The sequence below is a fragment of the Clostridium sp. CTA-7 genome, assembly GCF_054768095.1.
Genome location: NZ_BAAAAV010000004.1, coordinates 68,570 through 93,700 on the forward strand (window position 1 = coordinate 68,570; position 25,131 = coordinate 93,700).

The window sequence follows — 25,131 nt, forward strand, 5'->3', positions numbered from 1 at the left end:
ACTATTTTTCCTCACCAGCTTTAAGCTTTTTCAATTCTTCTTCTGTTAAAAAACCTTCTAATTTACTTGTTATAGAACTTGGACTAGCTCCAGCTTGTACAAGTAATAGTGCTTCTATACACATCTCTTTTTCTATTATTTCTTCACTATTTAATATTTTTAGTTTATTAGCTATTGGAAGCCACAATAAATTTGCTGTCCCTATACCATAAAGCGTTGCTATAAATGCTACTGCAATTTTAGGCCCCAAAGTGCTTGGATCATCTAAATTACCCAGAACTTGAACTAGTCCCATTACTGTTCCTATAATTCCCATAGTAGGAGCATATCCTCCTGCTGCTTCAAAAATAGAAATTCCTTGATGATGTCTTTCTGATATTTGCTCTAACATAGTTTCTAATGATCCTTTCATTATTTCTGGATCAATTCCATCTACAATCATTTGTAAGCCCTTTCTTATAAAAATATCTATGTTAGGATTGTTTAGGTCTAATTCCAAGCTAAGTAATCCATTCTTTCTTGTTTTAACTGCAATCTCCTTAAAAAATTCTACATTTTCTACAATACTGCTTTCTCTCTTCTTAAATGCAATTGCAATAACTTTAGGAAATCTTTTTAGTATTTTTCCTGGAAAAGCAACTCCAATAGCCCCTATCGTTCCTCCTACAACTATTAATAAAGCTGTAAATTGATATAAAGCTCCTAAAGCTCCTCCTTCTAATATAAATCCTAAAATGATACAAGTAAATGCAAATATTATACTAATTATTATCGTAATGTCCATATTTCACCATCCATATAAATTTATCTTCTAAATTATATATTCTTTATTTTCATATATCAATTTCATTTTTCTGCTGTTTTTTATCCATTTAAGTCCATTTTATTGCATAAAAAAAAACTATTGTGCACTAACTAATTTTATCGTTATAATACACAATAGCTTAAAATTTTTATAGTTTTTTCTTAACTGCCTTAACCCATTCCTTTGCTCCACGAACTGAATCCCAAGCTGTTTCTGCATTTTTCATATAGTATATTGCATCTTCTTCCGAACCTAGACTCTTTAGTTCTGGTGGGTTTTTAGGAATTCTTTTTTGTTTTATAATATAATCTATAACAAATGGATTAGAAGCATTCGCGATTCTTAATGCCCTCTCTGCCTCATCTTTTTTACCAACTTTAAATAAATAAAGTGCCTTTGAAAACTTTGTAGATGATAAATAATCCCCCTTATACCTTTCTAATAGATTCTCCGCCTCCTCATCTAAACTCTCTGAGATGAGCCAAGAAAGCAATATGCCTCTTATTAATAGCCTATCCTCTGGACATAACTCTATTAAATCATTAAATTCTTTTATAGCCTCTAATTTTTCATTTATACTCCAAAGTAAATTTCCAAGTCTATATTTTGCACTATAATAAGGCCTAGTAATTTCTAAATCTAAGAATTTTCCAATATAATCTTTTAGATTTTCTTTTCCTATAACATTCTCAGCAGCTTCTATTCCCTTAATTACTAAAGCTTTTTGTTCTTTTATATTTAATGAGTTATCATATGAAAGTATTATATACGCCTCTGCACAATTTTTACTTATTTCTAATGCTTCTCTAGCTAACTTAACTTTCTTATTATAATTCTTTTGGTTCCATGCTTCATTAGCTAATTTATTAGCTTTTTTTAAGTCTTCATCCTCTTTAATATTAACTTCCATTTGGGAAACACAGACTTCATCTAATGCTAACTTTTTTACAATTTCTTTACTTTCTTCTTTATCTTCTATTTCACCAACTTCACTCTTTAAAGAAGTTAATAACCATTTTTCATCTTCTATATCTATTAATGATCTTACTTCCTTCGATTTTGAAAGCCCTGTACTACTACTTACATTAAATATTTTATATAAATCCCCAGCTTTAATATTAATTTCTGTTTTATTTGTAAATAGTCCATTTTTTAATCCCAAAGCATGTACAATTCCACAAGCCCATGAATTTGCTTTTCCTTTATTTATAGAAGTTGTCTCTAATTTGCATATTTCTTTACATAAGTTCTCTGCAAGAAACAAATATTTTTTATTTAAGCTTTTTTTACAAACCTCTTCAATAGCACTCATTATTTCTAAATATCTTTCATTATTTACCCTAGATGTTTTTTGCATTACTTATTTTCTCCTCTTTCCTTTATGGTATTTGGAATCCCGTAAATTAATTCTCATCTTTAATGATTATTACTTAATTAATAATTTAAGCCAACGTTTTATATTATATTCTATATTAATACTTTTTTCAAATAATAGAATTTTTAGCTATTAGTTATAATTAAAATTTTGTAAATTTGTAACAATTGCCGAATTATGCTATAATATAAGAAAGATAATTTCAAAGGGGGAATTTTGAATGAAAAAGAACATTATAGCTACATTACTATTATTATTTATACCTTTTTCAATAATTTCTTGTACTCCTAAAACTCCAGCTAAAAACGATACAACCTCTAATATTAATGTAAATGAAAATAATTCATCTAAAATTAATGTCAATAAGAATAATTTAGCTAAAAATGATACAATTAATAAAGAGAATAATAATACTCCTCCAGAAATAATAAATGATAATGCTAAAATATATTATTACGATGCTGTTAATGATAAGATAGTTTATATAAATAAAACTATTGAAATAAAAAATAAAGCAGTTGCAACAGCTTTGGTCAATGAATTAAAAAAGGCTCCTAATGACGAGGTTGCATCATCAATATCTACAGACATTTCACTTATATCAGCTAATGTTGACGAAGATAAGGATTGTATAACATTGAATTTTTCTTCTAACTTTGTAAAAGCTCAAAACCTAGGTGGTGGAGCTGAGTCAAGTACTCTTAATGCTATATGTAATACATTTGGTAATTATTTCAATATAAAAAACGTTATAATAACATTAGAAGGTAAACCTTATAGCTCAGGTCATATTTTGATGAAAGATGGAGAAGCATTTAAGGTTGATTTAAGCAATACTGTTGAACTAAGTAAATAATATCTAATAATTAAATACTAACTAAGGAGATTTTAAAATGAGATATGATGAAAGCAAATGCCCTAATTGTGGTAATACAACTAAAGGCGATATAGTTTATAAATGCACTCATTGTTATGATATTTATTGTGAAGCTTGTGCGGGAGATGGTCCTTTAGATACCACTTGTCCTCATTGTGGAGATCTATCTGCTGAAAGACTTTATGACATTAAGTAACTCTATAATAAATATACTACTAAAAATAAGTTTATATCATTAATTTAATGATATAAACTTATTTTTTTATTTATACTCAATTCCTCTTGTATAAAATAAATCATCTGATATAGCTGCAATTCCCTTTATCTTTTTACCTTTTTTTATTCTTTCTTCTTTTATAGGATCTAATGGATATGCATTTCCATTAAACTTTAATACTCTAAAATCCTCTCTCTCATTATCTAGTACTTTTAGTATTAAGTTTCTATATTCATTAGTTTTGTCTTCCGAAATAATTATAGGGCTTGTTGCATTACTTATTTTTGATATTACTTTATACTCATTATTTATTTTATCTAATACAGCTAAAGTTGCCCCTCTTTCAGTACAAAATCTAGGTCCTTCTAAATAAACTAAAACCTGATAACTATCACTATCCTTTAAATTTACTTTATTATATAAATAAGTAACTTTATCTTCTTCTGGATTTAATAAAAATTCTTTCTCTATTGTTCTCTCTATTAAGTTGTCCTTTATAACTTCTGATTCTATAAATTCAACTTTTGAAAAATCTATATACTCTTTTCCACCTATATTACTTAATACTTTTTCCTCACATCTAAGTAATGAATTAGGCCTTTTCTCTCCTAATATAGTAACAAAAGAATTTATTTTTTCAAATTTTGTATCTTTGAAGCTTAAAATGCAATTTAAATTTCCTAAGATATCATTTTCATTTATTCCTATTATCTTTTGTATTGATAAAATATCTATTTTATCATTCCTACTTAAATTTATAGGACTTATTTCAGATACAGGCAAAACCTTTCCAAATATCTCCTTTTTCAACTTTCCATTAGAGTCATAAATGTTATTTAAATAAGCTTTATCTTTTTTACTTATATCTATTAAGTAATTTATATTAGTATTTATATCTACTAAATTAACTTTATAATTATCTTGATATAATACTTGATAAATTTCTCCTCTCTTATAGTAGCCTGTATCAAATATTTTCACTTCTTTATCACTATCTAATGAATACATTTCTCCTATTATATAGCCATTATTCTCTTTATCTTCTATTGTAAATAGTATTTCCTTATTCTTATCAATTTTAAAGTTTTCTAAAGTTATTTTAGGATTATACCCTCTTATTTCTCTTAAGTTTATATCAATCATACTTCCATTTTCTCCGTCAGAAACTATAATTTGCATATTACTATAAACTGCATTCTTCCCCTTTCCCTCTACATTACCTAATAAATAAATAATATCTTCTTCTCTCTTTCCCTTTACGTTACCGATTTTAGTTATTATTACACTCTTTTGATTGGGTACTTCTAATTCAGTTCTTAATAAATCTTTTATATACATTAATATAGCAACCTCTTTTTAATTATTATTACAATACATACTATTACACTATAATAAATTTTGTTATTTTAAATAAAAAAATAAGGTAGGAGTACCCTACCTATAATATAACTTGCAACTAATTGTTAGACATATTTTTTTATTTTCTTTAGGTTTAAATTAAAATGCTCCTTCTCCATCACAAACTGGGCATTTAAAACTACCTTCTCCACTACATGTTACGCATCTTAGATTAGGTGATTTTTCTGTACCACAATCACAGCTTATTCTGCCAGTTCCGCTACAGCTAATGCATTCATTCATATAAATATCTTTATTAACCTCCACAGATTCGCCTCCTATTATTAGTTCCATTAATTAATTATTGTCTAACAAAATAAATTTATTCAATTTATAAGTAAAAGTTGTTAAATATCTCTAAAACTACTAAAAGTCATACTGTATTATAAAATACATTATGACTTTTAATAATTGTAAATTAAACAGAAATTTCGCTCTTAACTTTTAATGCTTCTTTATTATCCTCAATTATAGGATTTATGTAGTTTTCTATAAATTCTACAACTTGACTTGGTGCTCTTCCAACAAACTTAGTAGGATCTATTATATTTAATATTTCACCCTTACTTAACTTAAAGCTATCATCATTTATAATTCTTTCTATTAAATCGTTATCTAAGCCCTCTCCCTTCACTCTTTGAGCTGCTGCCATTGAATGAACTCTTATTTTTTCATGAAGCTCTTGCCTGTCTCCACCTCTTTTTACAGCTTCCATCATTATATTTTCTGTAGCCATAAAAGGAAGTTCATTATTAACATGGCTCTTTATTACTTTTTCATATACTACCATATTTTCAGCAATATTAATATAAAGGTTTAATACTCCATCTAAAGCTAAGAATGCTTCTGCAACTGCAATTCTTTTATTAGCTGAATCATCTAAAGTTCTTTCAAACCATTGTGTTGCAGCTGTTATTGCTGGATTTAATGAATTTACTATAACATATCTTGCTAAAGAACTCATTCTTTCACTTCTCATTGGATTTCTCTTATACGCCATTGCAGATGATCCTATTTGATTCTTTTCAAATGGTTCCTCAACTTCTTTCATACTTTGTAGTAATCTTAAATCATTACTAAACTTATAAGCACTTTGTGCAACTTCTGATAATCTATTTAATACTATAGAATCTAATTTTCTAGGATATGTTTGACCTGTTACGCCATAGCTCCTTTCAAATCCCATCTTTTTAGCTACTATATTGTCTAACTCTTTAACTTTTTCCTCATCATCATTAAACAAAGTCATAAAACTTGCTTGAGTACCAGTAGTTCCCTTGACTCCCCTTAGCTTTAAAGTAGATAATAAGAAATCTATGTTCTCTATATCTAAAACTAAATCTTGCATCCAAAGAGTTGCTCTTTTTCCTACTGTAGTTAATTGTGCAGGTTGAAAATGGGTAAATCCAAGAGTTGGCATATCTTTATATTTCATTGCAAAATTTGATAAATGATTTAATACTGTTACTATCTTTTTCTTTACTAGTAATAGAGCATCTCTCATAATGATTATATCTGTATTATCACCTACATAACAGCTAGTAGCTCCTAAGTGTATAATTCCCTTTGCATTAGGACATTGTAATCCATATGCATATACATGACTCATAACGTCATGTCTAACTTCTTTTTCTTTTTTTATAGCCTCTTCATAGTTTATATTATATATATTAGCTTTAAGCTCTTCTATTTGCTCTTCACTTATGTTTAACCCTAATTCTCTTTCTCCTTCTGCTAAAGCAACCCATAATTTTCTCCATGTTGAAAATTTCATATCATCTGAAAATATATAACTCATTTCTTTTGATGCATATCTTGAATTTAACGGTGTACTATATAAATCTCTCATCCTTAGATAACCTCCGAATAAATTTTTATTTTTCTGATTTATAATTCGTATTATAACATAATAAAATTATTTTTTCAGCTTTTTTAAATTATTTTCAGTTATATTTTGATTATTTTTTAATATATATATACTGTATTAATTCATAAGGGGGATAAATTATGTGTAAAATTAATTTAATGGATAAAATATCTTTTATATTAGTATTAATTGGTGCTATAAATTGGGGATTTATAGGATTACTAGGTATAAATCTTGTTACTTTATTAGTTGGTGGCTCAGTTTTACTACAAAGAATAATATATATAGCTATATTTGCAGGAGCTATTGATTTAGTTTTATTGATGTTTAAATGTAATTCCTTAAAACTATTTAATTAACTACATACTATATATTATAAATAGAAAATAAAAAAGTGCCCCTTGGCACTTTTTTATCTTAGTCTTCTAAGCTAGCTATTAAGTTAACAATTTCTTCAACTGCTAAAGCTTCGTCATCTCCACTTGCTAAAACAGTTACTTTTGCTCCTTTAGTAACTCCTAAAGAAAGAACTCCGATTAAACTCTTAACGTTAGCTTTCTTCCCATTAAATTCAATGCTTACATCTGATTTGAAAGATGAAGCCTTCTTTACTAATAAAGTTGCTGGTCTAGCATGTAAACCAGTTCCGTTGTTTACTACAACCTCTTTAGATATCATTAAACACACCTCTTTACATTAAATTTAAAATAGTTATCTACTTAACTATTTCATTATATATGCAAATAAAAAAAATTTCAAGGTTTATAATGGGCTATTTAACTTATTATGAAAAAGAACTACCTTAATGTAGTCCTTTTCTTTATTTTGCCCAAATAAATTCTCTCCCCAATTTAAACTCCATTTAAATAATATTTAAAATATGGAACTTACTATCTTGGTTGAACGATTAGTTTTATTGCTGTTCTTTCTTCACCATCTATTTCTATATCAGTGAATGCTGGAACACAAACAATATCTTTTCCGCTAGGGGCAACGAAGCCTCTTGCTATAGCAATTGCTTTTACTGCTTGATTTATAGCACCTGCTCCTACTGCTTGAATCTCTACTATATTTTTTTCTTTAATTATGGCAGCTAATGCACCTGCCACTGAATTTGGATTTGATTTTGTTGAAACCTTTAATACTTCCACTTGTCTTTACCTCCTAGATAAAAATCGTTTACAATAAAATTCAAAGTATTTACCCTTGCATTATATATATTCTATGACTACTAGAAAAATCCTTCTTTATTTTGAAAATTTTTTTATATTTAAAAAATTCTTTCCCTTAATAAAAAATAAGGTACATTTTGCTTTGCAAAATGTACCTTATATTATTTAGCATAATCTACTGCTCTTGTTTCTCTTATAACATTAATTTTAATTTGACCTGGATATTCTAACTGTTCTTCTATACTCTTAGCTAAGCTTCTAGCTAATTCTATAGATCCAGCGTCATCTAAATGATCTGGTTTAACCATAATTCTAATCTCTCTACCAGCCTGAATCGCATATGATTTTTCTACACCTTCGTAAGAATTTGCAATTTCTTCAAGTTTCTCTAAACGCTTAATATATGCTTCTAGAGTTTCTCTTCTAGCACCTGGTCTTGCCGCTGATATAGCATCAGCTGCTTGAACTAATACAGCTTCTAGTGTTAACATTTCAACATCTCCATGATGCGCAGCTATAGCATTATATACAGCTTGTGATTCTCCATACTTCTTAGCTAAATCTCCACCTATTACAGCATGGCGACCTTCTTCTTCTTGTGTTGCTACTTTACCTATATCATGTAGTAAACCTGCTCTTTTAGCTAAGTTTACATCTAAGCCTAGCTCTGCAGCCATAACACCAGCTAAATATGAAACCTCAATAGAATGTTTTAACACATTTTGTCCATAACTAGTTCTATACTTTAGTCTACCAAGTAGTTTAATTATTTCAGGATGAACACCATGAACACCAGTTTCTAATGTTGCTTGTTCTCCTTCTTCTTTAATATCATTTTCAACATCCTTAGTAGCTCTTTCTACCATTTCCTCGATTCTAGCTGGATGAATTCTACCATCCACAATTAACTTTTCTAAAGCTATTTTAGCAATTTCTCTCCTTACCGGATCAAAACTTGATAAAATAACTGCTTCTGGAGTATCATCTATAATTAAATCCACTCCTGTTAATGTTTCAAGAGTTCTGATATTTCTACCTTCTCTCCCTATAATTCTACCCTTCATTTCATCATTTGGAAGGGCAACAACATGTACTGTTGATTCTGATACATGATCTGCGGCACATCTTTGAATAGCAGTTGTTATAATTTCTCTTGCCTTTTTATCTGCTTCTTCCTTAGCCTTTGCCTCTATATCTTTGATCATAATAGCAGTTTCATGAGTTATTTCTCTTCTTACTTCTTCTAAAAGAATTTCTCTTGCTTCTTCAGTAGATAGAGTTGCTATTCTTTCAAGCTCCTCTCTTCTTTTAGAATATAGTTCCTGTACATTTGCTTCCATTTCATCGATTTCTTGTAATCTTTTATTTAGTGCTTCTTCTTTCTTTTCTAAAAGATCACTCTTTTTGTCTTGGGATTCTTCTCTTTGAATAAGCCTTCTTTCAAGTCTTTGAATTTCGTTTCTTCTTTCTCTTGAATCCCTTTCAAGATCATTTCTAAGTCTATGAACTTCTTCCTTAGCCTCTAAAATTGATTCTTTCTTAGTAGCTTCAGCTTCCCTCTTAGCATTTTCTAAAAGGTTTTCTGCTTCTTTTTCTAAGCCTTCTATCTTTGTTTTAGAAGCGCTTTGTATAGCTTTATAAAGTACTAAGCATAATACGGCTAATACTATAATATCAACTATTACCCAAATAAGAATTTTATCCATAACAACACCTCCTCCATTCATATAAACCTATAGTTTAACAGAAAATGTAGTAGGCATCATACTTAATCTAACTGATATTTGAAATATGATAAAACCAGTATTTGTTATTATTTTATCTTAAAATTAAAATTATGTCAAGTTTAGTTACATAAATAAGGAAACAAATTTTAATTGTTTACATAATTATGAAATCTTTGTCTAAGATTATTTTCTGCCAAATATAAATAATAAAGTCGATAATAGTAATTATAATATTACTATTATCGACTATTATTATTAACATATTTAGCTAACTATATTCGAATTATTATTAAATTTATTCTTCTTTGCCATTTTTATTTGTAGAAACCTCTTTCATAACCGGTAAATCATATTTTTCTCTTATCTTATTTTCTATTTCTAATGCTGTTTCAGCATTATCTTTTAAGTATTGTTTTGCATTTTCTCTACCTTGGCCAAGTCTTATATCGCCATAAGAAAACCATGCTCCACTTTTTTGAACTATTCCTTCTTTAACACCTACATCTACAATATTACCAGTTCTTGATATACCTTCATTATACATTATATCAAATTCAGCTTGTTTAAATGGAGGAGCTACTTTATTTTTCATTACCTTAACTCTTGTTCTGTTTCCTACAATGCCTTCACCTTGCTTTATTGAATCAATTCTTCTAACATCAAGTCTAACTGAAGAATAGAACTTTAAAGCTCTTCCACCTGTTGTAGTTTCAGGATTTCCAAACATAACTCCAACCTTTTCTCTTAATTGGTTTATAAATATAGCCACACAGCCTGTTTTTTGGATAGTTCCTGTTAATTTTCTTAAAGCTTGGGACATAAGTCTAGCTTGAAGACCAACGTGAGAATCACCCATTTCACCTTCAATTTCTGCTCTTGGAACTAATGCTGCAACTGAGTCAACTACTATAACATCAATTGCTCCTGAACGAACTAAAGCTTCAGCAATTTCAAGCCCTTGTTCACCTGTATCTGGTTGTGAAACTATAAGATTTTCAGTATCAACCCCTAAATTTCTCGCATAACTTGGATCTAAAGCATGTTCTGCATCTATAAACGCAACAGCTCCACCATTTTTTTGAGCTTCAGCAGCAATATGTAAAGCTACTGTTGTTTTACCTGAACTTTCTGGTCCATATATTTCTATTATTCTTCCCTTAGGAACTCCCCCTATTCCTAAGGCTATATCCAAGTCAAGACAACCTGTTGAAATAGATTCTATATTTAATGAACTATTCTCACCTAGTTTCATTATAGATCCTTTACCAAACTGCTTTTCAATTTGACCCATTGCATTTTCTATAGCTTTTAACTTATCCATATCTATATTTCCCATATAGCACCTTCCTCTCTAAAACGAACATTTGTTCTATAAATAAATTATAAAGTATTTATTGAATATAGTCAACATCTAATATATATTTTTTTAACATAATATTTTCCATATTAAAAGTTCCAACTATTTTAGATGGAACTTTTATTTTAAATTATACCCAATTTTTTCTATTATAAACTATTTATTAGTATCTATTATCTTTTTATTTTTTTTAAAGTAATCATACCCTGATACTATTGTCATTATTACAGCTAAAAACAATAGATATTTTGGTCCATATTTAATAATTAGCTTAAATGTATCGCTTGCTGATACTAATGACATTAAATATTTTGAAGACCCTATATTTACTTGAATTAATGAAACTATTATAGCTGCTATTTGCGTAACAGTTTTAACCTTTCCCCACATACTTGCAGCAATTACCTTTCCTTCTGATGCAGCAATTGTTCTAAGGCCTGAAACTGCAAACTCTCTTGCAATTATCACTACAGTTGCCCAAGCTGGTACAACTTGAAGTTCAACTAATGAAATTAAAGCAGCTGTAACTAAAAGTTTGTCTGCAAGTGGATCCATAAATTTTCCAAAATTAGTTACTTGATTTCTACTTCTTGCAATATATCCGTCTAATTGATCAGTTAAAGATGCAATTATAAATATAAAAGTAGCTATGAAAGTTCCATATGGAATGTCATTTACCGCAATAAATATTAAAAATAACGGTACTAAAAATATTCTTAACATTGTTAGCTTATTTGCTAAATTCATTACATACCTCTCCTACTAAATCATACTCTAAAGCCTCTTTAATTTCTACCTTAACAAATTCTCCTCTTTCAAGGTTTTTAGTGGTATTAATTAATATAATTCCATCAATTTCTGGCGCCATTTCTGAACTTCTTCCAATAAAATATTTTCCTTTTCTTCCATCTATAATAGTATCATAAACTTTAGATATTTTCAATTTGTTTAACTCTTGAACTACTATTTTTTGGACTAACATAAGTTCTCTTTGTCTTTCTTCTTTTACTTCTTCATCTATCTGATTTTCCATAGCTGCAGCTGGAGTTCCATCTTCTTTTGAATATTTAAAAACCCCAACATTATCGAGCTTATATTCATTTAAAAAATCACAAAGTTCTTTAAAGTCTTCCTCTGTTTCACCAGGGAATCCAACTATAAGAGATGTTCTAAGAGTTATCCCAGGAATTCTTTTTCTTAATTTATCTATTATTTTTGTTATTGTTTCTTTATTTGTTCTTCTTGCCATACGCTTTAATATATTATTACTTATATGTTGTATAGGTAAATCTAGATATTTTACAACCTTTGGATTTGTTGCCATTTCTTCAATTAATTCTTCTGTTATTTCTTCTGGGTAGCAATAAAGTAATCTTATCCATTCTATGCCCTTAACTTTTGAAATTTCTCTAATTAATTCATGCAGTTTATTTTCCTTGTAGATATCCACTCCATAATAAGTTAAATCTTGTGCTATTAAAATAATTTCCTTAACTCCATTTTCAGCAAGAAGATTTACCTCTTTTAATATATTTTCTATATTTCTACTTCTAAACTTCCCTCTTATCTTTGGTATTATACAATAAGTACAATAGTTATCACAGCCTTCTGCTACTCTTATATAAGCTGTATGTTTATCGGTAGTTAAAAGTCTTATTCCTTCATTTATATTTTCATCACTATAATTTGCTGCAAGTATCCTTCTTTCGCCTTTTATAAAGTCTAATATAAGCTTATGTAGCTTCATATAGTCATTAACACCCATAAGTATATCAATTTCTGGCATAAGATCTAAAAGCTCTTCACCATATCTTTGTGTTAAACATCCTGTTGCTATAAGCATTTTGCATTTATATTTATTTTTATACTCAGCCATTTCTAGTATAGTATCTATAGATTCTTGTTTTGCACTTTCTATAAACCCACATGTATTTACTATTATTATTTCAGCTTCCTTAGGATCATTAGTTATTTCATAAAATTTATTTATTGTTCCTAGTATAAGTTCAGAATCTACTCTGTTTTTATCGCACCCTAAACTTATCATACCAACTTTATACTTTTCCAAAGATACTTCCTCCTACGTTTTCTACATTATTTCTCATTTAGCCTAAACTTATTTTAATGTACAAAAATAATATTTACAAGTTTTTTTAATCTTCAATATTTAATTCTTCTTTTGAAACTAGAACCTGCCTTGGTCTACTTCCATCTTTTTCAGAAATAACACCACGTTCCTCAAGTTCATCCATTATTCTCGAAGCTCTATTAAAGCCTATTCTAAGCTTTCTTTGAAGGAATGATGTAGATGCTTGATTATATTCTATAACAATCTTTATTGCTTCCTCTAAAAGTTCATCACCATCTTCTGAATCTTCACCTCTGCCACCTTCTTTTATTCCATTTTCTATATGCTCAATTATAGATTTTTCATAGTCAGAATTAGATTCTTCATCCTTTATAAAGTTTACAACCTTTTCTACTTCTTCTTCTGATATAAATGCCCCTTGAACTCTAAGAGGTTTATTTTCACCTATTGGACAATATAACATATCCCCTCTTCCAAGAAGCTTTTCAGCTCCAGTAGAATCTAGTATTGTTCGAGAATCAATTCCTGACGAAACTGCAAAGGAAATTCTTGATGGTATATTAGCCTTAATTACACCTGTAATTACATCTACAGAAGGCCTTTGTGTTGCAATTATTAAGTGCATTCCTGCAGCTCTAGCCATTTGAGCTAATCTACATATATAGTCTTCTACATCATTTGGACACGCCATCATTAAATCTGCAAGTTCATCTACAATCATAACTATATATGGTAACTTTTCTTCAATCATCCCTTTTTCATAAAGAGCATTATAGCTCTCTATATTTCTTACAGATGAATCTGCAAATAACTTATATCTTTTATTCATCTCATTAACTGCCCAATTTAAAGCTGCTGCTGCTTTTTTAGGATCTGTTACTACTGGAATTAAGAGATGTGGTATTCCATTATAAACGCTAAGCTCTACCACCTTAGGATCTACCATAAGTAGTTTTACTTCATTTGGACTATATTTATATAATAGACTAACTATAAGTGTATTTATACATACAGATTTACCTGAGCCTGTTGCACCTGCAATTAACATATGAGGCATTGTAGCTAAATCTCCAACTACACATTTTCCTGTAATATCTTTTCCTAATGCAAAAGCTAACTTTTTATTTGAAGTTTCAAACTCTTTAGAGTCTAAAACTTCTCTTAAAAATACTGATGTTTGTTTATTATTAGGAACTTCTATTCCTATTGCCGCTTTTCCAGGTATAGGGGCTTCCATTCTTACGCCACTCGCAGCAAGTCCTAATGCTATATCATCTTGTAAGTTTACTATTTTTGAAACCTTTACTCCAGGACTTGGTTGAATTTCAAATCTAGTTACAGATGGTCCCTTCGTTACTTGAACTACCTTTGCATCTACTCCAAAATCATTAAGTATCCCTTCAAGCTTCCCAGCATTTTCTATAAGTTCTTTTTTATCTTCACTTTTAAGCTTCATTTTGCTATTTATATTTAAAAGTTCTACTGATGGATGCTTGTAAATTTTTTCTTCTTTTTTCTCATCTATTAAACTTTCTTCTATTTCTTTACTAACTACATCTTTAACTGTATTATCTAACTTTTCTTTTTTCTTAGCTCTTTCATCAACCTTTACTTCTTTATTGAAATGATTTTCTGCAATTCTTTCTTCATCAAAAACTTCTACATTAAAAGGATTAATCTTTTTTCTTTCTTTAAATTCTTCACCTGAATTTTCAATAGCATTCTCATCTAATGATGAATTTTTCATAAAATCTAAAATCTTTATTTTATTATTTATTCCAGTTATAAATTCTTCTCTTTCCTTTTCTTCCCTCTTTGGTACAACATCTATTAAAGGAGTATTTTCTTTTTCCTTTACTATATTAACTTCCTTATTCAAAGCTTTTTCCTTTGTTTTAAGCTTTTTACTTTTTTCTTTAAAAAACATAACTATATCGTATAATGTTATATCAAAAAGAAGTACTGTTCCTATAACCCATAAAGCCGAATATAATATATATGAACCAATATAACCAATAAGTCTACTTAAAGGGTAAGATAGCAGATGTCCTAATAACCCACCATGAATACCTTTTATACTTACAATTTCAATCCATGTATTATAAAAACCATCTTTCTTTTCTAATATATGAATACTACCAGTAGAACATCCTAATGTTATAGCTAATATAATAAGAGTTATTCCAAAAAATCTTCTTGTTACTTTGATACTTCCTTTTGAAGCTATACTATGATATCCAAAATAAATTAAATATAACGGAAGTACAAAAGCACTAACCCCTACTAACTTATATATTACCTCCCTTGATAAAATAGATAAGGCACCTGCCCAAGTAGTATAAATTGCTATAGCTAATAAAATTCCTACAGCTATATAAATTATACCTTTAATATCTCCATTTTCTTTTATATCACTTTTTTTATTAGTGTCCTTCTTTTTACTAGTATTTTTTGCCTTAACTCTAGACACATAATCACCTCGCTGTTTTCCCATTTACTGTAAGTTACTCATTTACATAATAATATTATAAACTTTATAGAAAAAAAAGCAATTTAAATAACTACCTATTATTTAAACTGCTTAAATTAATATATTATATTATAAATAAAAACTGTCATTTTCGTAAATTTCTATATCTATTCTTCCTTTTCTTCTGTCAATTCCTTTTCTTTTTCTTCTATTAATTTTTTTAATTTACTTAAGGCATCCTTTATTCCCCCTACTTCATCTATAAGCCCACAATCTACAGCTTGTTTTCCTATTAAAATAGTTCCCATGTCATTTAATAATTCATCCGATTTTAACATCATTTCTTTTAATTCATTCTTATCTATTTTTGATGTTCTTACTATAAAGCTATCTATTCTTTCCTGCATTTTTTGGAAATAATTAAATGTTTGAGCTACACCTATAACAAAGCCATTCATTCTTATTGGATGTACAATCATTGTTGCTGAAGGTGTTATAAATGAATAACTAGATGAAGTTGCTAAAGGTACTCCTATTGAATGTCCACCACCAATTACTATTGATACTGTTGGCTTTGAAAGAGAATTTATCATTTCTGAAATAGCCAATCCCGCTTCAACATCTCCTCCAACTGTATTTAATACTATTAATACACCTTTTACATTATCATTTCGCTCCATAGAGATGAGTTGAGGAATTACATGTTCATATTTTGTTGACTTAGATTGAGCTGGTGAAACTTGATGTCCTTCTATTTGTCCTATTATTGGTAATATTTGAATGCTTTCATCTTGCGCTACTTCGTTTGCAGTTCCGAACTCTTTTATTTCTTCTCTTTTTTCTTTAGATTCTCTTAAATCTTCTTCATTTTCTATATCTTTATTTCCATCAGTCGATGAGTAAAAAAAATTATTCATAATAAAATCCTCCTATACAGTATTATTTTGCACAGGAGGATTTATTTTATTCACCTAAGTTAAATGCTTTATGAAGTAAATTTAGTGCTTTGATAATATTCTCTGATTGAATTAAACACCATATAGTCATATTAGAGTCAGCTGTTTGAAGAATTTCTATTGAACCCTCTGCTAGGGTTTTTATTATTTTTGCCATTATTCCAGGGACTCCATTCATTCCAATACCTACTATAGCTATAGTGCTACAGTTTTCTTTTATATTGTAATTTATATTTACTTCTTTAAAGACTTTTTCTAATTTTTCCTTTTTACATGAATCTATGGTAAAAATTTGTTCAGTTGGAAATATATTTATAAGATCTAAGCTTATACTACTTTTTGCTAAAGTTTCTAATAAATATCTATAATTAGTGTTATCTTTATTTTCTTTTAATCTTACTGTTACTTGTATTCTATTATTTAAATGTGTTATTCCTGAGATAACTTTTTTATGATCACTTGTCCCGTAACTGTTTACTAAAGTTCCCTTGCAATCATTCATTGTATTTTTTATAACTATTGGAATATTGGCTCTTCTTGCACACTCAACAGCTCTTGGGTGTATAACTTTTGCCCCCTGATCTGCAAGTTGAAATATTTCATTGTAACTTATTGTGTCTATTAATGCTGCATCTCTTACTATTCTTGGATCAGCAGTCATTATACCATCTACATCTGTATAAATTTCAATTGCTTCTGCATTTAATGACATTCCTAATATACAAGCAGATGTATCACTTCCCCCTCTTCCCAAGGTAGTTAAATATCCTTTTTCAGTTACACCTTGAAAACCTGTAACAACTGGAACTTTACCACTTTCTAAAATATTTTGTATATTTTCTAGGTTTGTGTAAATTAGTTCAGCTTCGGAAAAGCTATCATTTGTTATAATACCTGCTTGACCTCCAGTAAGTGGAACTGCTTGAATGCCTTCATTTATTAAGACATTACTCATTAATACCGAACTTATTATTTCTCCACAGCACATAAGCATATCTGTTGCTTGTAGGTTATTTCTCTTAAAATTATTATCTAATAATGATAATAAAGTATCTGTAGCATAAGGTTCACCTCTTCTTCCCATAGCAGATACTACTACTACAGGAGAAAAGCCTTTATTTATTGCATTTTTAACCTTAGATACTACTTGATTTCTTCTTTCTTCAGTAGATACAGATGTACCTCCAAATTTTTGTATAATTATTTTCAAGTAATAACCTCCCTAAGTTATGCTCTTGCCCTCCTTATCTTTTCCTTATCAGCTGAAACTACAATAACATTTGCTCCAACTTTAGTTACATAATTCCAAGGAATTTCTACATATTCTCTTCCTCCAAATAAACCCAATTTACTTCCAGCAACAGCAGCAACTACAAATTGTAAATTTCCATCTTCATCAATTATAAAATCTAGAGCTTGTTGAGTATCATATTTTTCTGCTTCTTCTGTATTAAATATTTCAAATCTTTCTAAATCACTAAGAAGCCTATACTTATACTCTCTTTTAGGATCTTCTTCATAATATTCCCCTTTTCTTTTATCGCCTCTTAACATAAGATTCACCTCCATACTATCTTATGTAAATCTTATGCTAATTAGAGATAATTTAGTACATAATATTATGGTAATATTATGTACTTTTTAACCCTTCATTATTAGAGTTATCATAAGCTTTTATATTAGGCTCTATAATATGATTTAACTTTTCCCATTCTATATCTTGACCTACATATGATGAGCTTATTATGCCTGGTTTAAAGCAAGTATCTAATACATATTTTATGTCTTCACTATTTATATTGTTAATTCTTTTTATTACTTCTTCTTGAGTTTTAATCTTATTCTGAAGCAACATGCTTTTTGCATTAGCAAACATTCTAGATGAAGTACTTTCTAATCCTAATATATAACTTGCTTTTATTTTTTCTTTATTAATTTCTAATAAATCTTTTGAAATTCCTTTATCCGCAAACTTTTTAAGCTGCTTATTAATTACATCTAAAGCTTTATCTGCTGATTGCTTACTTACACCTGTATATATATTATTTATTCCTACGCCTAAATATGGTTGACCATATGAATAAATAGTATAGCAAAGACCTAATTCTTCTCTAACATTTTGGAATAATACAGATGATGCTCCTCCTCCAAAAACATTATTTAAAAGGACTAATGCATAAGATTTTTCGTGAGCATATGGTAATCCATTTAAAGTCAAATTTATATGAACTTGTTCTATTTGTTTATTTGTATAGTTACTTTCATTAAGTAAAATAGGTGTCTTGTATTCAGGTACATAGTGTCCTTCACTTTCCCAAGAACCAAAGTTTTCTTCTATCATCTTCATTAACTCTTTTTCATCAAATTTTCCACAAACAGATATTACTGAATTATGCGGTGCATAATGAGATTTAACAAATTTCTTTATCTTATCACTATTAAATGATTTTATATTATCTATACTCCCAAGTATAGGATATGATAATGAATTATCGCCAAATACTGCTTTTGATTGATTATTATCTAAAACATCTTCTGGAGTATCTTCACTCATATTTATTTCCTCAATAACTACTCCTTTTTCTTTTTCTATTTCTTCGTCATCGAATTTAGAATTTAATATCATATCAGCTAGTATTTCTATAGATAAATCTAAATGTGTACTTAAAGCTTTTATATAATAGCAAGTTGCCTCTTTACTTGTATATGCATTAATTTGTCCACCTACATTTTCTATTTGTTGAACTATCTCCTTTGAAGTTCTATTTTCTGTTCCCTTAAAAAACATATGCTCTATAAAATGAGATATACCATTTAGCTCTAAGTCCTCGTTTCTTGAACCATTTTGAACCATCACCCCAACACTTATTGAATTTACATGATCTATATATTCTGTTACAACTCTTAATCCATTTTTTAATGTATATATATTGTACATAGTTCCTCCTCTTTATCTATTTTAAATTTATTCTATATTACTATTATTCTATATTATTTTAGAGTTATGTAATACTAATTATTTATATTTAATTAAAATTTTATCATATAAAGAAAAAAAGGCAATAAATTGCCCTTTACTAACTTTTTTTCTATTCGCTTTTTTCTGTTTCACCTTCTGAATCATCAGTTAATGCATCTTTTCTTGAAAGATTAATTCTTCCTTGATTATCTATTTCAGTTACCTTAACTAATATTTCATCTCCCACAGATACAACATCTTCAACCTTATTTACTCTTGCCTTATCTAATTTTGATATATGGCATAATCCTTCTTTATTTGGAAGAATTTCAACGAAGGCTCCAAATGCAGCTATTTTTGTTACTTTTCCTAAGTAAACTTCTCCAGCTTTAACTTCTTTAGTTAAGCCTTCTATAATAGCTATTGCTTTATTTACGCCATCATGATCTGCTGAAGATACAAATACTGTACCATCTTCTTTAATATCAATTTTAACTCCAGTTTCATCGATAATCTTGTTTATAACTTTTCCACCTGCACCTATAACATCTCTTATCTTTTCTGGATCAATACTTATTATTAAAGTTTTAGGAGCATATGTTGAAACTTCTTTTCTTGATTGTGGAATACATTCACTTATTTTATCTAATATATGAAGTCTAGCTTTTCTAGCTCCCATTATAGCATCTTCTATAACTTTAAAGCTTAAACCTTTTATTTTAGTATCAACTTGTATTGAAGTAATACCCTCTGTAGTTCCTGCAACCTTAAAGTCCATATCAGCAAAGAAGTCTTCTATTCCTTGAATATCTGTTAAAACTTCTTCTTTTGAAAGGTCTTCTGAAGTTATAAGTCCCATTGCTATACCAGCAGCTGGTCTCTTAAGAGGTACACCTGCATCTAAAAGAGCTAACGTACTACCACAAACTGAAGCTTGTGATGTAGAACCATTAGAGCTTAATACTTCTGATACTAATCTAATAGTGTATGGAAATTCTTCTTCTGAAGGTATTAATGGCTCTAAAGCTCTTTCTGCTAAAGCTCCATGTCCTATTTCTCTTCTTCCCGGTCCTCTAAGTGGTCTTACTTCACCCACTGAATAGGCTGGGAAGTTATAATGATGCATGTATCTCTTAGATTCTTCTTCACCTATCCCGTCAATTATTTGAATATCACCTACAGCTCCCAATGTAGCAACTGTCATTACTTGAGTTAACCCTCTTGTAAATAATCCTGTACCATGAGTTCTTGGAAGAATTCCAACCTCACAAGAAATTGGTCTAACCTGATCAAAGGCTCTTTCATCTGGTCTTCTGTGATAATTCAAAAGCATATCTCTTACAACTTCTTTTTGTAAGTTATAGATTATTTCTTTTACATCAGCTAGGTTTTCTGGATACTTTTCTTCAAATTCTGCATAAACCTTTTCATTTACTTCGTCCATTGCAGCATTTCTTTCATCTTTATCCTTTATCCACATAGCTTCTTTAATCATTTCACTAGCATATTCTTTAATAGCATTTTCTAATTCTTCACTTGGCTTATATAGTTCTGGAACCATTTTTTCTTTTCCAAATCTACTCATAGCTTCTTCTTGGAATTTGATTATATCTTGACAACTATCAAATCCAAATTTAATTGCACTAATCATAACATCTTCTGGAATTTCTTGACCGCCAGCTTCAATCATCATAACTCTTTCACTAGTTGCGCAAACAGTTAATTGAAGTTCACTTTCTTCTCTTTCTTTAGATGTTGGGTTTAAAATGAAGTTTCCATCGATTAGACCTACTTGCACAGCTGCAACAGGTGTTGTAAAAGGAATGCTTGATAAACATAATGATAATGACGCTGCATTAATTGCTAGAATTTCTGGTAGGTTATCCTTTTCAACTGATACTACTGTGCAAACAACTTGCACATCATTTCTATATCCCTTTGGAAATAATGGTCTTAAAGGTCTATCAACTGCTCTTCCAAATAATATAGCATTTTCTGAAGGTCTACCTTCCCTCTTAATAAATCCACCTGGAATTTTTCCTACTGAGTATAATCTTTCTTCGTATTCTACGCTTAATGGAAAGAAATCTATACCCTCTCTTGGTTTTTCTGAAGCATTTACATTAGTTAAAATAACTGTGTCTCCATAGCTAATAAATGATGCTATATTTGATAACATCCCAACTTTTCCAAATTCTAATTTAAGCTCTCTACCAGCTATAGTTGTTTTCATTACATTGTTCATTTTGTAACCTCCCTTCGGGCTTATCTCTTATCATTTAAATTTGTTAAAATAATAGAGCGGCTTAAAAACCGCTCTAAAGACTATCTTCTTAAGCCTAATTTTTTGATTATAGCTCTGTATCTTTCGATATCTTGAGCAGCTAAGTAATTTAAAAGACCTCTTCTTTGTCCAACCATCATTAAAAGACCTCTTCTTGAGTGGTGGTCTTTCTTGTGCATCTTTAAATGACCAGTTAAAGAATTAATTCTTTCTGTTAATAAAGCGATTTGCACTTCTGGTGAACCAGTATCTCCTTCATGTCTTCCGTGTTCTTTAATTATTTCTTGCTTTCTTATTGCGTCCATTGTTCGCACCTCCGTAAAATTATCCCCTATATCCAGGAAATGAGCTAGCACCCTCATATCTTAGAATTAGGTTCTTCTTTGCTATTATAACAAATCATATACATATTGTAAATTATAAATTTATATAAATTATATTACTATATCCTTATCTTTTGCAAATTTTTCATCTTTTTTTATTTGTGCAACAAGTTCTTCTAAAGAGTTAAACTTTATTTCACCTCTTATTCTTTCTATAAAATAAATTTTAATCTCCACACCATAGATTTCTTCATTAAAATTTAATATAAAAGTTTCTATAGTTAATTGTTGCCCATTTACTGTAGGATTATTCCCCACAGATGTAATTCCTCTGTAAATTTTATTTTTATATTCTACATTGGTATAATAAACTCCTTTTTGGGGAATTATCATTTCCTCATCAAACTCTAAATTTGCAGTTGGAAATCCTATAGTTCTTCCAAGTTTTTTACCATGAATAACTTTACCTTTAATTAAATATGGCTTAGACAACATCTTAAAAGCTTCTTCTACATTTCCCTCTAAAATAGCTTTTCTTATTCTTGTACTACTTATTACATCATCTTTATACGTATATGGTTCTATTATATACAATTCGTATCCATATTTTGCTTGAAGACTCTCTAACAGCTTTACTTCACCTAGATTTTTATATCCAAACTTAAAGTTAAAGCCAACTACAATTCCTTTTACATTATAGTCCAAACAAAGTAATTTTATAAAATTCTCTGCCGACATTGACATAAACTCTTTAGTAAAGCTTCTAAGGACTACTATATCTACATTTTCTTCTTCTAAATACTTAAGTTTTGTTTCTAAATCCATAATTAATTTAGGTGCATTCTCTGGATTTACTAATGTTTTAGGGTGATTCTTATATGTAAACACCATGCTTTTCCCATTTTTTTCTTTAGCTATTTCTACAGTCTTTTTTACAAGAGATAGGTGTCCACAATGAAGTCCATCAAAGCTTCCCAACGCAACATAGTTACCTTTTTCCTTCTTATCCATAATAATATCATCTATTACTATCATATCCTGCTCCCCTAATTAATTAATAATTTTTCTATTTTAAAGCCCTGATGATCGCTTTTTCCAAGTCCAATAAAATTTCCACTTTCATCATAAACTCTATATAGTTTTCCTAATTCAACATTATCTTTAGTAAATCTCTTATCAAAAACTTTAACGCCATTAATTAAAAGCTTTGAAAATCTATTTAAAACTATTAATTTCTTATAGGTATCTAATGCATCTTCTATACTTATAATATAATTCTCTATATTCTCTGAATTTATATTATCTATATTAATGGATTCTTCTTCAGTAAATTTGGATGTCTTGCTTCTTTTTAGCTTTGTCATTGTAGCTCCAACTCCCAAAGCCTCACCTATATCATAACAAAGACTCCTTATGTAGGTCCCTTTAGAACATGTTACCTTCATTTTAATATAGGGATTATTTATTTTAATATCTTCTATTTCATATATTTTAACAAGTCTACCTTCTCTTTCTACTTCTATGCCTTTTCTTGCTAGTTCATAAAGTCTTACCCCATTTTGCTTTATAGCAGAATACATAGGCGGTATTTGAGAATATTCACCTTTAAATAAATAAATAGACTTTAATATCTCTTCCTCTTCTATATTAGAAGGATCTTTTTCATCTATTATATCTCCCTCTAAATCATATGTAGTAGTTTTTATACCAAGCTTAAATTCTACTTCATATACTTTATCTGAATTCATTATATAATCTATAATTTTAGTTCCTTTTCCTATACATACCGGTAAAACTCCACATGCTTCTGGATCTAATGTTCCAGTATGTCCTACTTTACCAGTAGATGCAGCTTTTTTTACAATTCTAACTACATCAAAAGAAGTCATACCAGCATTCTTAAAAATATTAATTACACCGTCCATTACAACAACTCTTTCTCTATTTCTTCTAGAATTTTATCCTTAGCCTCTTCTAATTTTATCCCCTTTAGAGTTATCCCTGCTGCTTTTACATGGCCTCCGCCACCTAATTTTTCTGCAATATTTCTAACATCAAAATTATTCTTTGATCTTAAACTTGCTTTAGAACCATTTTCTATTTCTTTAATTAATACGGCAACTTCAACACCTTTTATTTGTAATCCAAAAGAAATTATATCTGATGTATCTCCTATTTCTACTCCTAACTCTTCCCCATAAGAAATAGGAATTTTAATAAGAGCCACTCTTCTATCAAACAATAATTCCATATTATTTAGAGCTTTACCTATTAATCTAATCTTCTCAAAACTTTTATTATCAAAAAGATTTTGATGTATGTTTGTATTATTTACACCTATGTTTTTTAATCTTGCTGCAATAGTATGAGTTCTAAAAGTTACATTTGAATGTCTAAAAGCACCTGTATCCGTAACTAATGATGTGTAAAGGCATGTTCCTATTTCTCTTATGTCATCCTTTTCCTCATTAAAATTTAAGCCTAATATTTCTAATAATTCAAATACTATTTCTGCTGTTGCTGCTGCCTCTGTATCTACATAATTTAAATCTCCATACTTATCATTTGAAATATGGTGATCCACATTTAATATACTTCCTTTAAAATTATCTAAATTTGCAGATATTCTTTCGTAATTTCCACAATCTAGAACTATAACTATAGGAGTGTCTTCAGTTGGAGATGTTAAATTTCCTGTAGCTTCATTTGCAGCAGGAAGAAATTGAAGATTTTCTGATATTATATCCTTTGAAATTAAATAAGCGTCCTTTTTTATACCTCTAAGTCCATTTAATAGTGCAAGTGCACTACCTACCGCATCACCATCTGGTGATACATGGTAGGTAATGCCTATTTTTTTACTATTTAAAATTGCTTTACTTACTTCTTGTAAAGTAGACATCTATTTTTCTCTAGCCTTTTCTATAAGCTCTTCTATCTTCATACTATAGCTTATAGAGTCATCAAGTTCAAATAGAATTTGAGGAGTATTTCTCAAATTTATTCTTTGACCTATTTCTTTTCTTATATATCCGCTTGCACTTTTTAATGCTGCAAAGGTTTCATTCTTTTCTTCTTCATTCTTTCCAAATATACTTACAAATACCTTTGCATATCTTAAATCCTTTGTTACTTTAACTGCTGTAATTGAAACCATAGCCGTCATTCTAGGATCCTTGATTTCATCTCTTATTATAACGCTTATTTCTCTTTTAACTTCTTCGTTTATTCTTCCGCCTCTGTAATTAGCCATTT

The 25,131-nt window shown here is 29.1% G+C and carries 25 protein-coding genes; 3 read left to right on the plus strand and 22 right to left on the minus strand.

Translation table 11 applies throughout. The features are described 5' to 3' along the window. Window position 1: 1 nt before the first annotated feature. Complete coding sequence (locus ACYUEX_RS09100) at window positions 2-784, minus strand: flagellar motor protein (RefSeq protein WP_411170565.1); 783 nt, start codon at window positions 782-784, stop codon at window positions 2-4. Window positions 785-953: 169 nt separating this feature from the next. Then, window positions 954-2,162 carry a DUF6398 domain-containing protein gene (locus tag ACYUEX_RS09105; protein WP_460287753.1) on the minus strand — a complete coding sequence of 403 codons (1,209 nt, stop codon included), beginning with the start codon at window positions 2,160-2,162 and terminating at the stop codon, window positions 954-956. 238 nt (window positions 2,163-2,400) lie between these two features. Here ACYUEX_RS09105 and ACYUEX_RS09110 point away from each other — a divergent pair, with 238 nt between their 5' ends. Both ACYUEX_RS09110 and ACYUEX_RS09115 read left to right on the plus strand, forming a co-directional pair. Beyond that, complete coding sequence (locus tag ACYUEX_RS09110; protein WP_460287754.1) at window positions 2,401-3,036, plus strand: GerMN domain-containing protein; 636 nt, start codon at window positions 2,401-2,403, stop codon at window positions 3,034-3,036. A gap of 37 nt (window positions 3,037-3,073) precedes the next feature. Continuing rightward, window positions 3,074-3,253, plus strand: a complete 180-nt coding sequence (locus tag ACYUEX_RS09115; RefSeq protein ID WP_411170562.1) for a hypothetical protein — start codon at window positions 3,074-3,076, stop codon at window positions 3,251-3,253. A gap of 66 nt (window positions 3,254-3,319) precedes the next feature. Here ACYUEX_RS09115 and ACYUEX_RS09120 read toward each other — a convergent pair whose 3' ends face one another. The 3 genes from ACYUEX_RS09120 to purB all read right to left on the minus strand — a co-directional run bounded on the left by ACYUEX_RS09120 (window position 3,320) and on the right by purB (window position 6,521). Further along, window positions 3,320-4,612, minus strand: coding sequence for a hypothetical protein (locus ACYUEX_RS09120; protein WP_460287756.1), 1,293 nt, complete (start codon window positions 4,610-4,612; stop codon window positions 3,320-3,322). Window positions 4,613-4,771: 159 nt separating this feature from the next. Further along, window positions 4,772-4,939 carry a DnaJ-like cysteine-rich domain-containing protein gene (locus tag ACYUEX_RS09125; RefSeq protein WP_411170560.1) on the minus strand — a complete coding sequence of 56 codons (168 nt, stop codon included), beginning with the start codon at window positions 4,937-4,939 and terminating at the stop codon, window positions 4,772-4,774. A 151-nt stretch (window positions 4,940-5,090) separates the two neighbouring features. Then, window positions 5,091-6,521, minus strand: a complete 1,431-nt coding sequence (gene purB, locus ACYUEX_RS09130) for an adenylosuccinate lyase (protein WP_411170559.1) — start codon at window positions 6,519-6,521, stop codon at window positions 5,091-5,093. A gap of 158 nt (window positions 6,522-6,679) precedes the next feature. Here purB and ACYUEX_RS09135 point away from each other — a divergent pair, with 158 nt between their 5' ends. Beyond that, window positions 6,680-6,898: a DUF378 domain-containing protein gene (locus tag ACYUEX_RS09135; RefSeq protein WP_460287759.1), complete on the plus strand. Its 219-nt coding sequence runs from the start codon at window positions 6,680-6,682 to the stop codon at window positions 6,896-6,898. Between the two features lie 58 nt (window positions 6,899-6,956). Here the strand turns inward: ACYUEX_RS09135 and ACYUEX_RS09140 are convergent, their stop codons facing one another. The 17 genes from ACYUEX_RS09140 to rbfA form a co-directional block, all read right to left on the minus strand. Next, window positions 6,957-7,217: an HPr family phosphocarrier protein gene (locus ACYUEX_RS09140; protein ID WP_411170557.1), complete on the minus strand. Its 261-nt coding sequence runs from the start codon at window positions 7,215-7,217 to the stop codon at window positions 6,957-6,959. 212 nt (window positions 7,218-7,429) lie between these two features. After that, on the minus strand, window positions 7,430-7,690 hold the full coding sequence (locus ACYUEX_RS09145) for a stage V sporulation protein S (RefSeq protein ID WP_016206312.1): 261 nt from the start codon (window positions 7,688-7,690) through the stop codon (window positions 7,430-7,432). 182 nt (window positions 7,691-7,872) lie between these two features. Then, entirely contained in the window at window positions 7,873-9,417 is a 1,545-nt protein-coding gene (rny, locus tag ACYUEX_RS09150; protein ID WP_460287760.1) for a ribonuclease Y, read from the minus strand. A gap of 316 nt (window positions 9,418-9,733) precedes the next feature. Continuing rightward, window positions 9,734-10,774: a recombinase RecA gene (recA, locus tag ACYUEX_RS09155; RefSeq protein WP_460287762.1), complete on the minus strand. Its 1,041-nt coding sequence runs from the start codon at window positions 10,772-10,774 to the stop codon at window positions 9,734-9,736. Window positions 10,775-10,951: 177 nt separating this feature from the next. After that, the gene (pgsA, locus tag ACYUEX_RS09160; RefSeq protein WP_460287765.1) at window positions 10,952-11,542 is read right to left on the minus strand and encodes a CDP-diacylglycerol--glycerol-3-phosphate 3-phosphatidyltransferase; all 591 of its coding nucleotides are present in this window, start codon (window positions 11,540-11,542) and stop codon (window positions 10,952-10,954) included. Then, window positions 11,526-12,863, minus strand: a complete 1,338-nt coding sequence (gene rimO, locus ACYUEX_RS09165) for a 30S ribosomal protein S12 methylthiotransferase RimO (protein WP_460287766.1) — start codon at window positions 12,861-12,863, stop codon at window positions 11,526-11,528. The genes pgsA and rimO overlap by 17 nt, the downstream gene beginning before the upstream one ends. 85 nt (window positions 12,864-12,948) lie before the next feature. Further along, complete coding sequence (locus ACYUEX_RS09170) at window positions 12,949-15,354, minus strand: FtsK/SpoIIIE family DNA translocase (protein ID WP_460288188.1); 2,406 nt, start codon at window positions 15,352-15,354, stop codon at window positions 12,949-12,951. Between the two features lie 167 nt (window positions 15,355-15,521). After that, entirely contained in the window at window positions 15,522-16,271 is a 750-nt protein-coding gene (locus tag ACYUEX_RS09175) for a ClpP family protease (protein WP_411170552.1), read from the minus strand. A gap of 46 nt (window positions 16,272-16,317) precedes the next feature. Further along, window positions 16,318-17,520, minus strand: a complete 1,203-nt coding sequence (dapG, locus tag ACYUEX_RS09180) for an aspartate kinase (RefSeq protein WP_460287768.1) — start codon at window positions 17,518-17,520, stop codon at window positions 16,318-16,320. A gap of 17 nt (window positions 17,521-17,537) precedes the next feature. Further along, window positions 17,538-17,864 (minus strand): YlmC/YmxH family sporulation protein, encoded by a 327-nt coding sequence (locus ACYUEX_RS09185; RefSeq protein ID WP_411170550.1) that lies wholly within the window; start codon window positions 17,862-17,864, stop codon window positions 17,538-17,540. Window positions 17,865-17,940: 76 nt separating this feature from the next. Next, entirely contained in the window at window positions 17,941-19,248 is a 1,308-nt protein-coding gene (locus ACYUEX_RS09190; protein ID WP_460287770.1) for a M16 family metallopeptidase, read from the minus strand. Between the two features lie 151 nt (window positions 19,249-19,399). Continuing rightward, window positions 19,400-21,514 (minus strand): polyribonucleotide nucleotidyltransferase, encoded by a 2,115-nt coding sequence (locus ACYUEX_RS09195; RefSeq protein ID WP_460287771.1) that lies wholly within the window; start codon window positions 21,512-21,514, stop codon window positions 19,400-19,402. Between the two features lie 80 nt (window positions 21,515-21,594). Further along, window positions 21,595-21,858: a 30S ribosomal protein S15 gene (gene rpsO / locus ACYUEX_RS09200; protein ID WP_411170547.1), complete on the minus strand. Its 264-nt coding sequence runs from the start codon at window positions 21,856-21,858 to the stop codon at window positions 21,595-21,597. 129 nt (window positions 21,859-21,987) lie between these two features. Continuing rightward, on the minus strand, window positions 21,988-22,911 hold the full coding sequence (locus ACYUEX_RS09205; protein ID WP_460287772.1) for a bifunctional riboflavin kinase/FAD synthetase: 924 nt from the start codon (window positions 22,909-22,911) through the stop codon (window positions 21,988-21,990). 11 nt (window positions 22,912-22,922) lie between these two features. Continuing rightward, complete coding sequence (truB, locus tag ACYUEX_RS09210) at window positions 22,923-23,801, minus strand: tRNA pseudouridine(55) synthase TruB (protein ID WP_460287774.1); 879 nt, start codon at window positions 23,799-23,801, stop codon at window positions 22,923-22,925. Further along, window positions 23,801-24,778, minus strand: a complete 978-nt coding sequence (locus ACYUEX_RS09215; protein WP_460287775.1) for a DHH family phosphoesterase — start codon at window positions 24,776-24,778, stop codon at window positions 23,801-23,803. The genes truB and ACYUEX_RS09215 overlap by 1 nt, the downstream gene beginning before the upstream one ends. Then, entirely contained in the window at window positions 24,779-25,129 is a 351-nt protein-coding gene (rbfA, locus tag ACYUEX_RS09220; protein WP_460287777.1) for a 30S ribosome-binding factor RbfA, read from the minus strand. Between the last annotated feature and the right edge of the window lie 2 nt (window positions 25,130-25,131).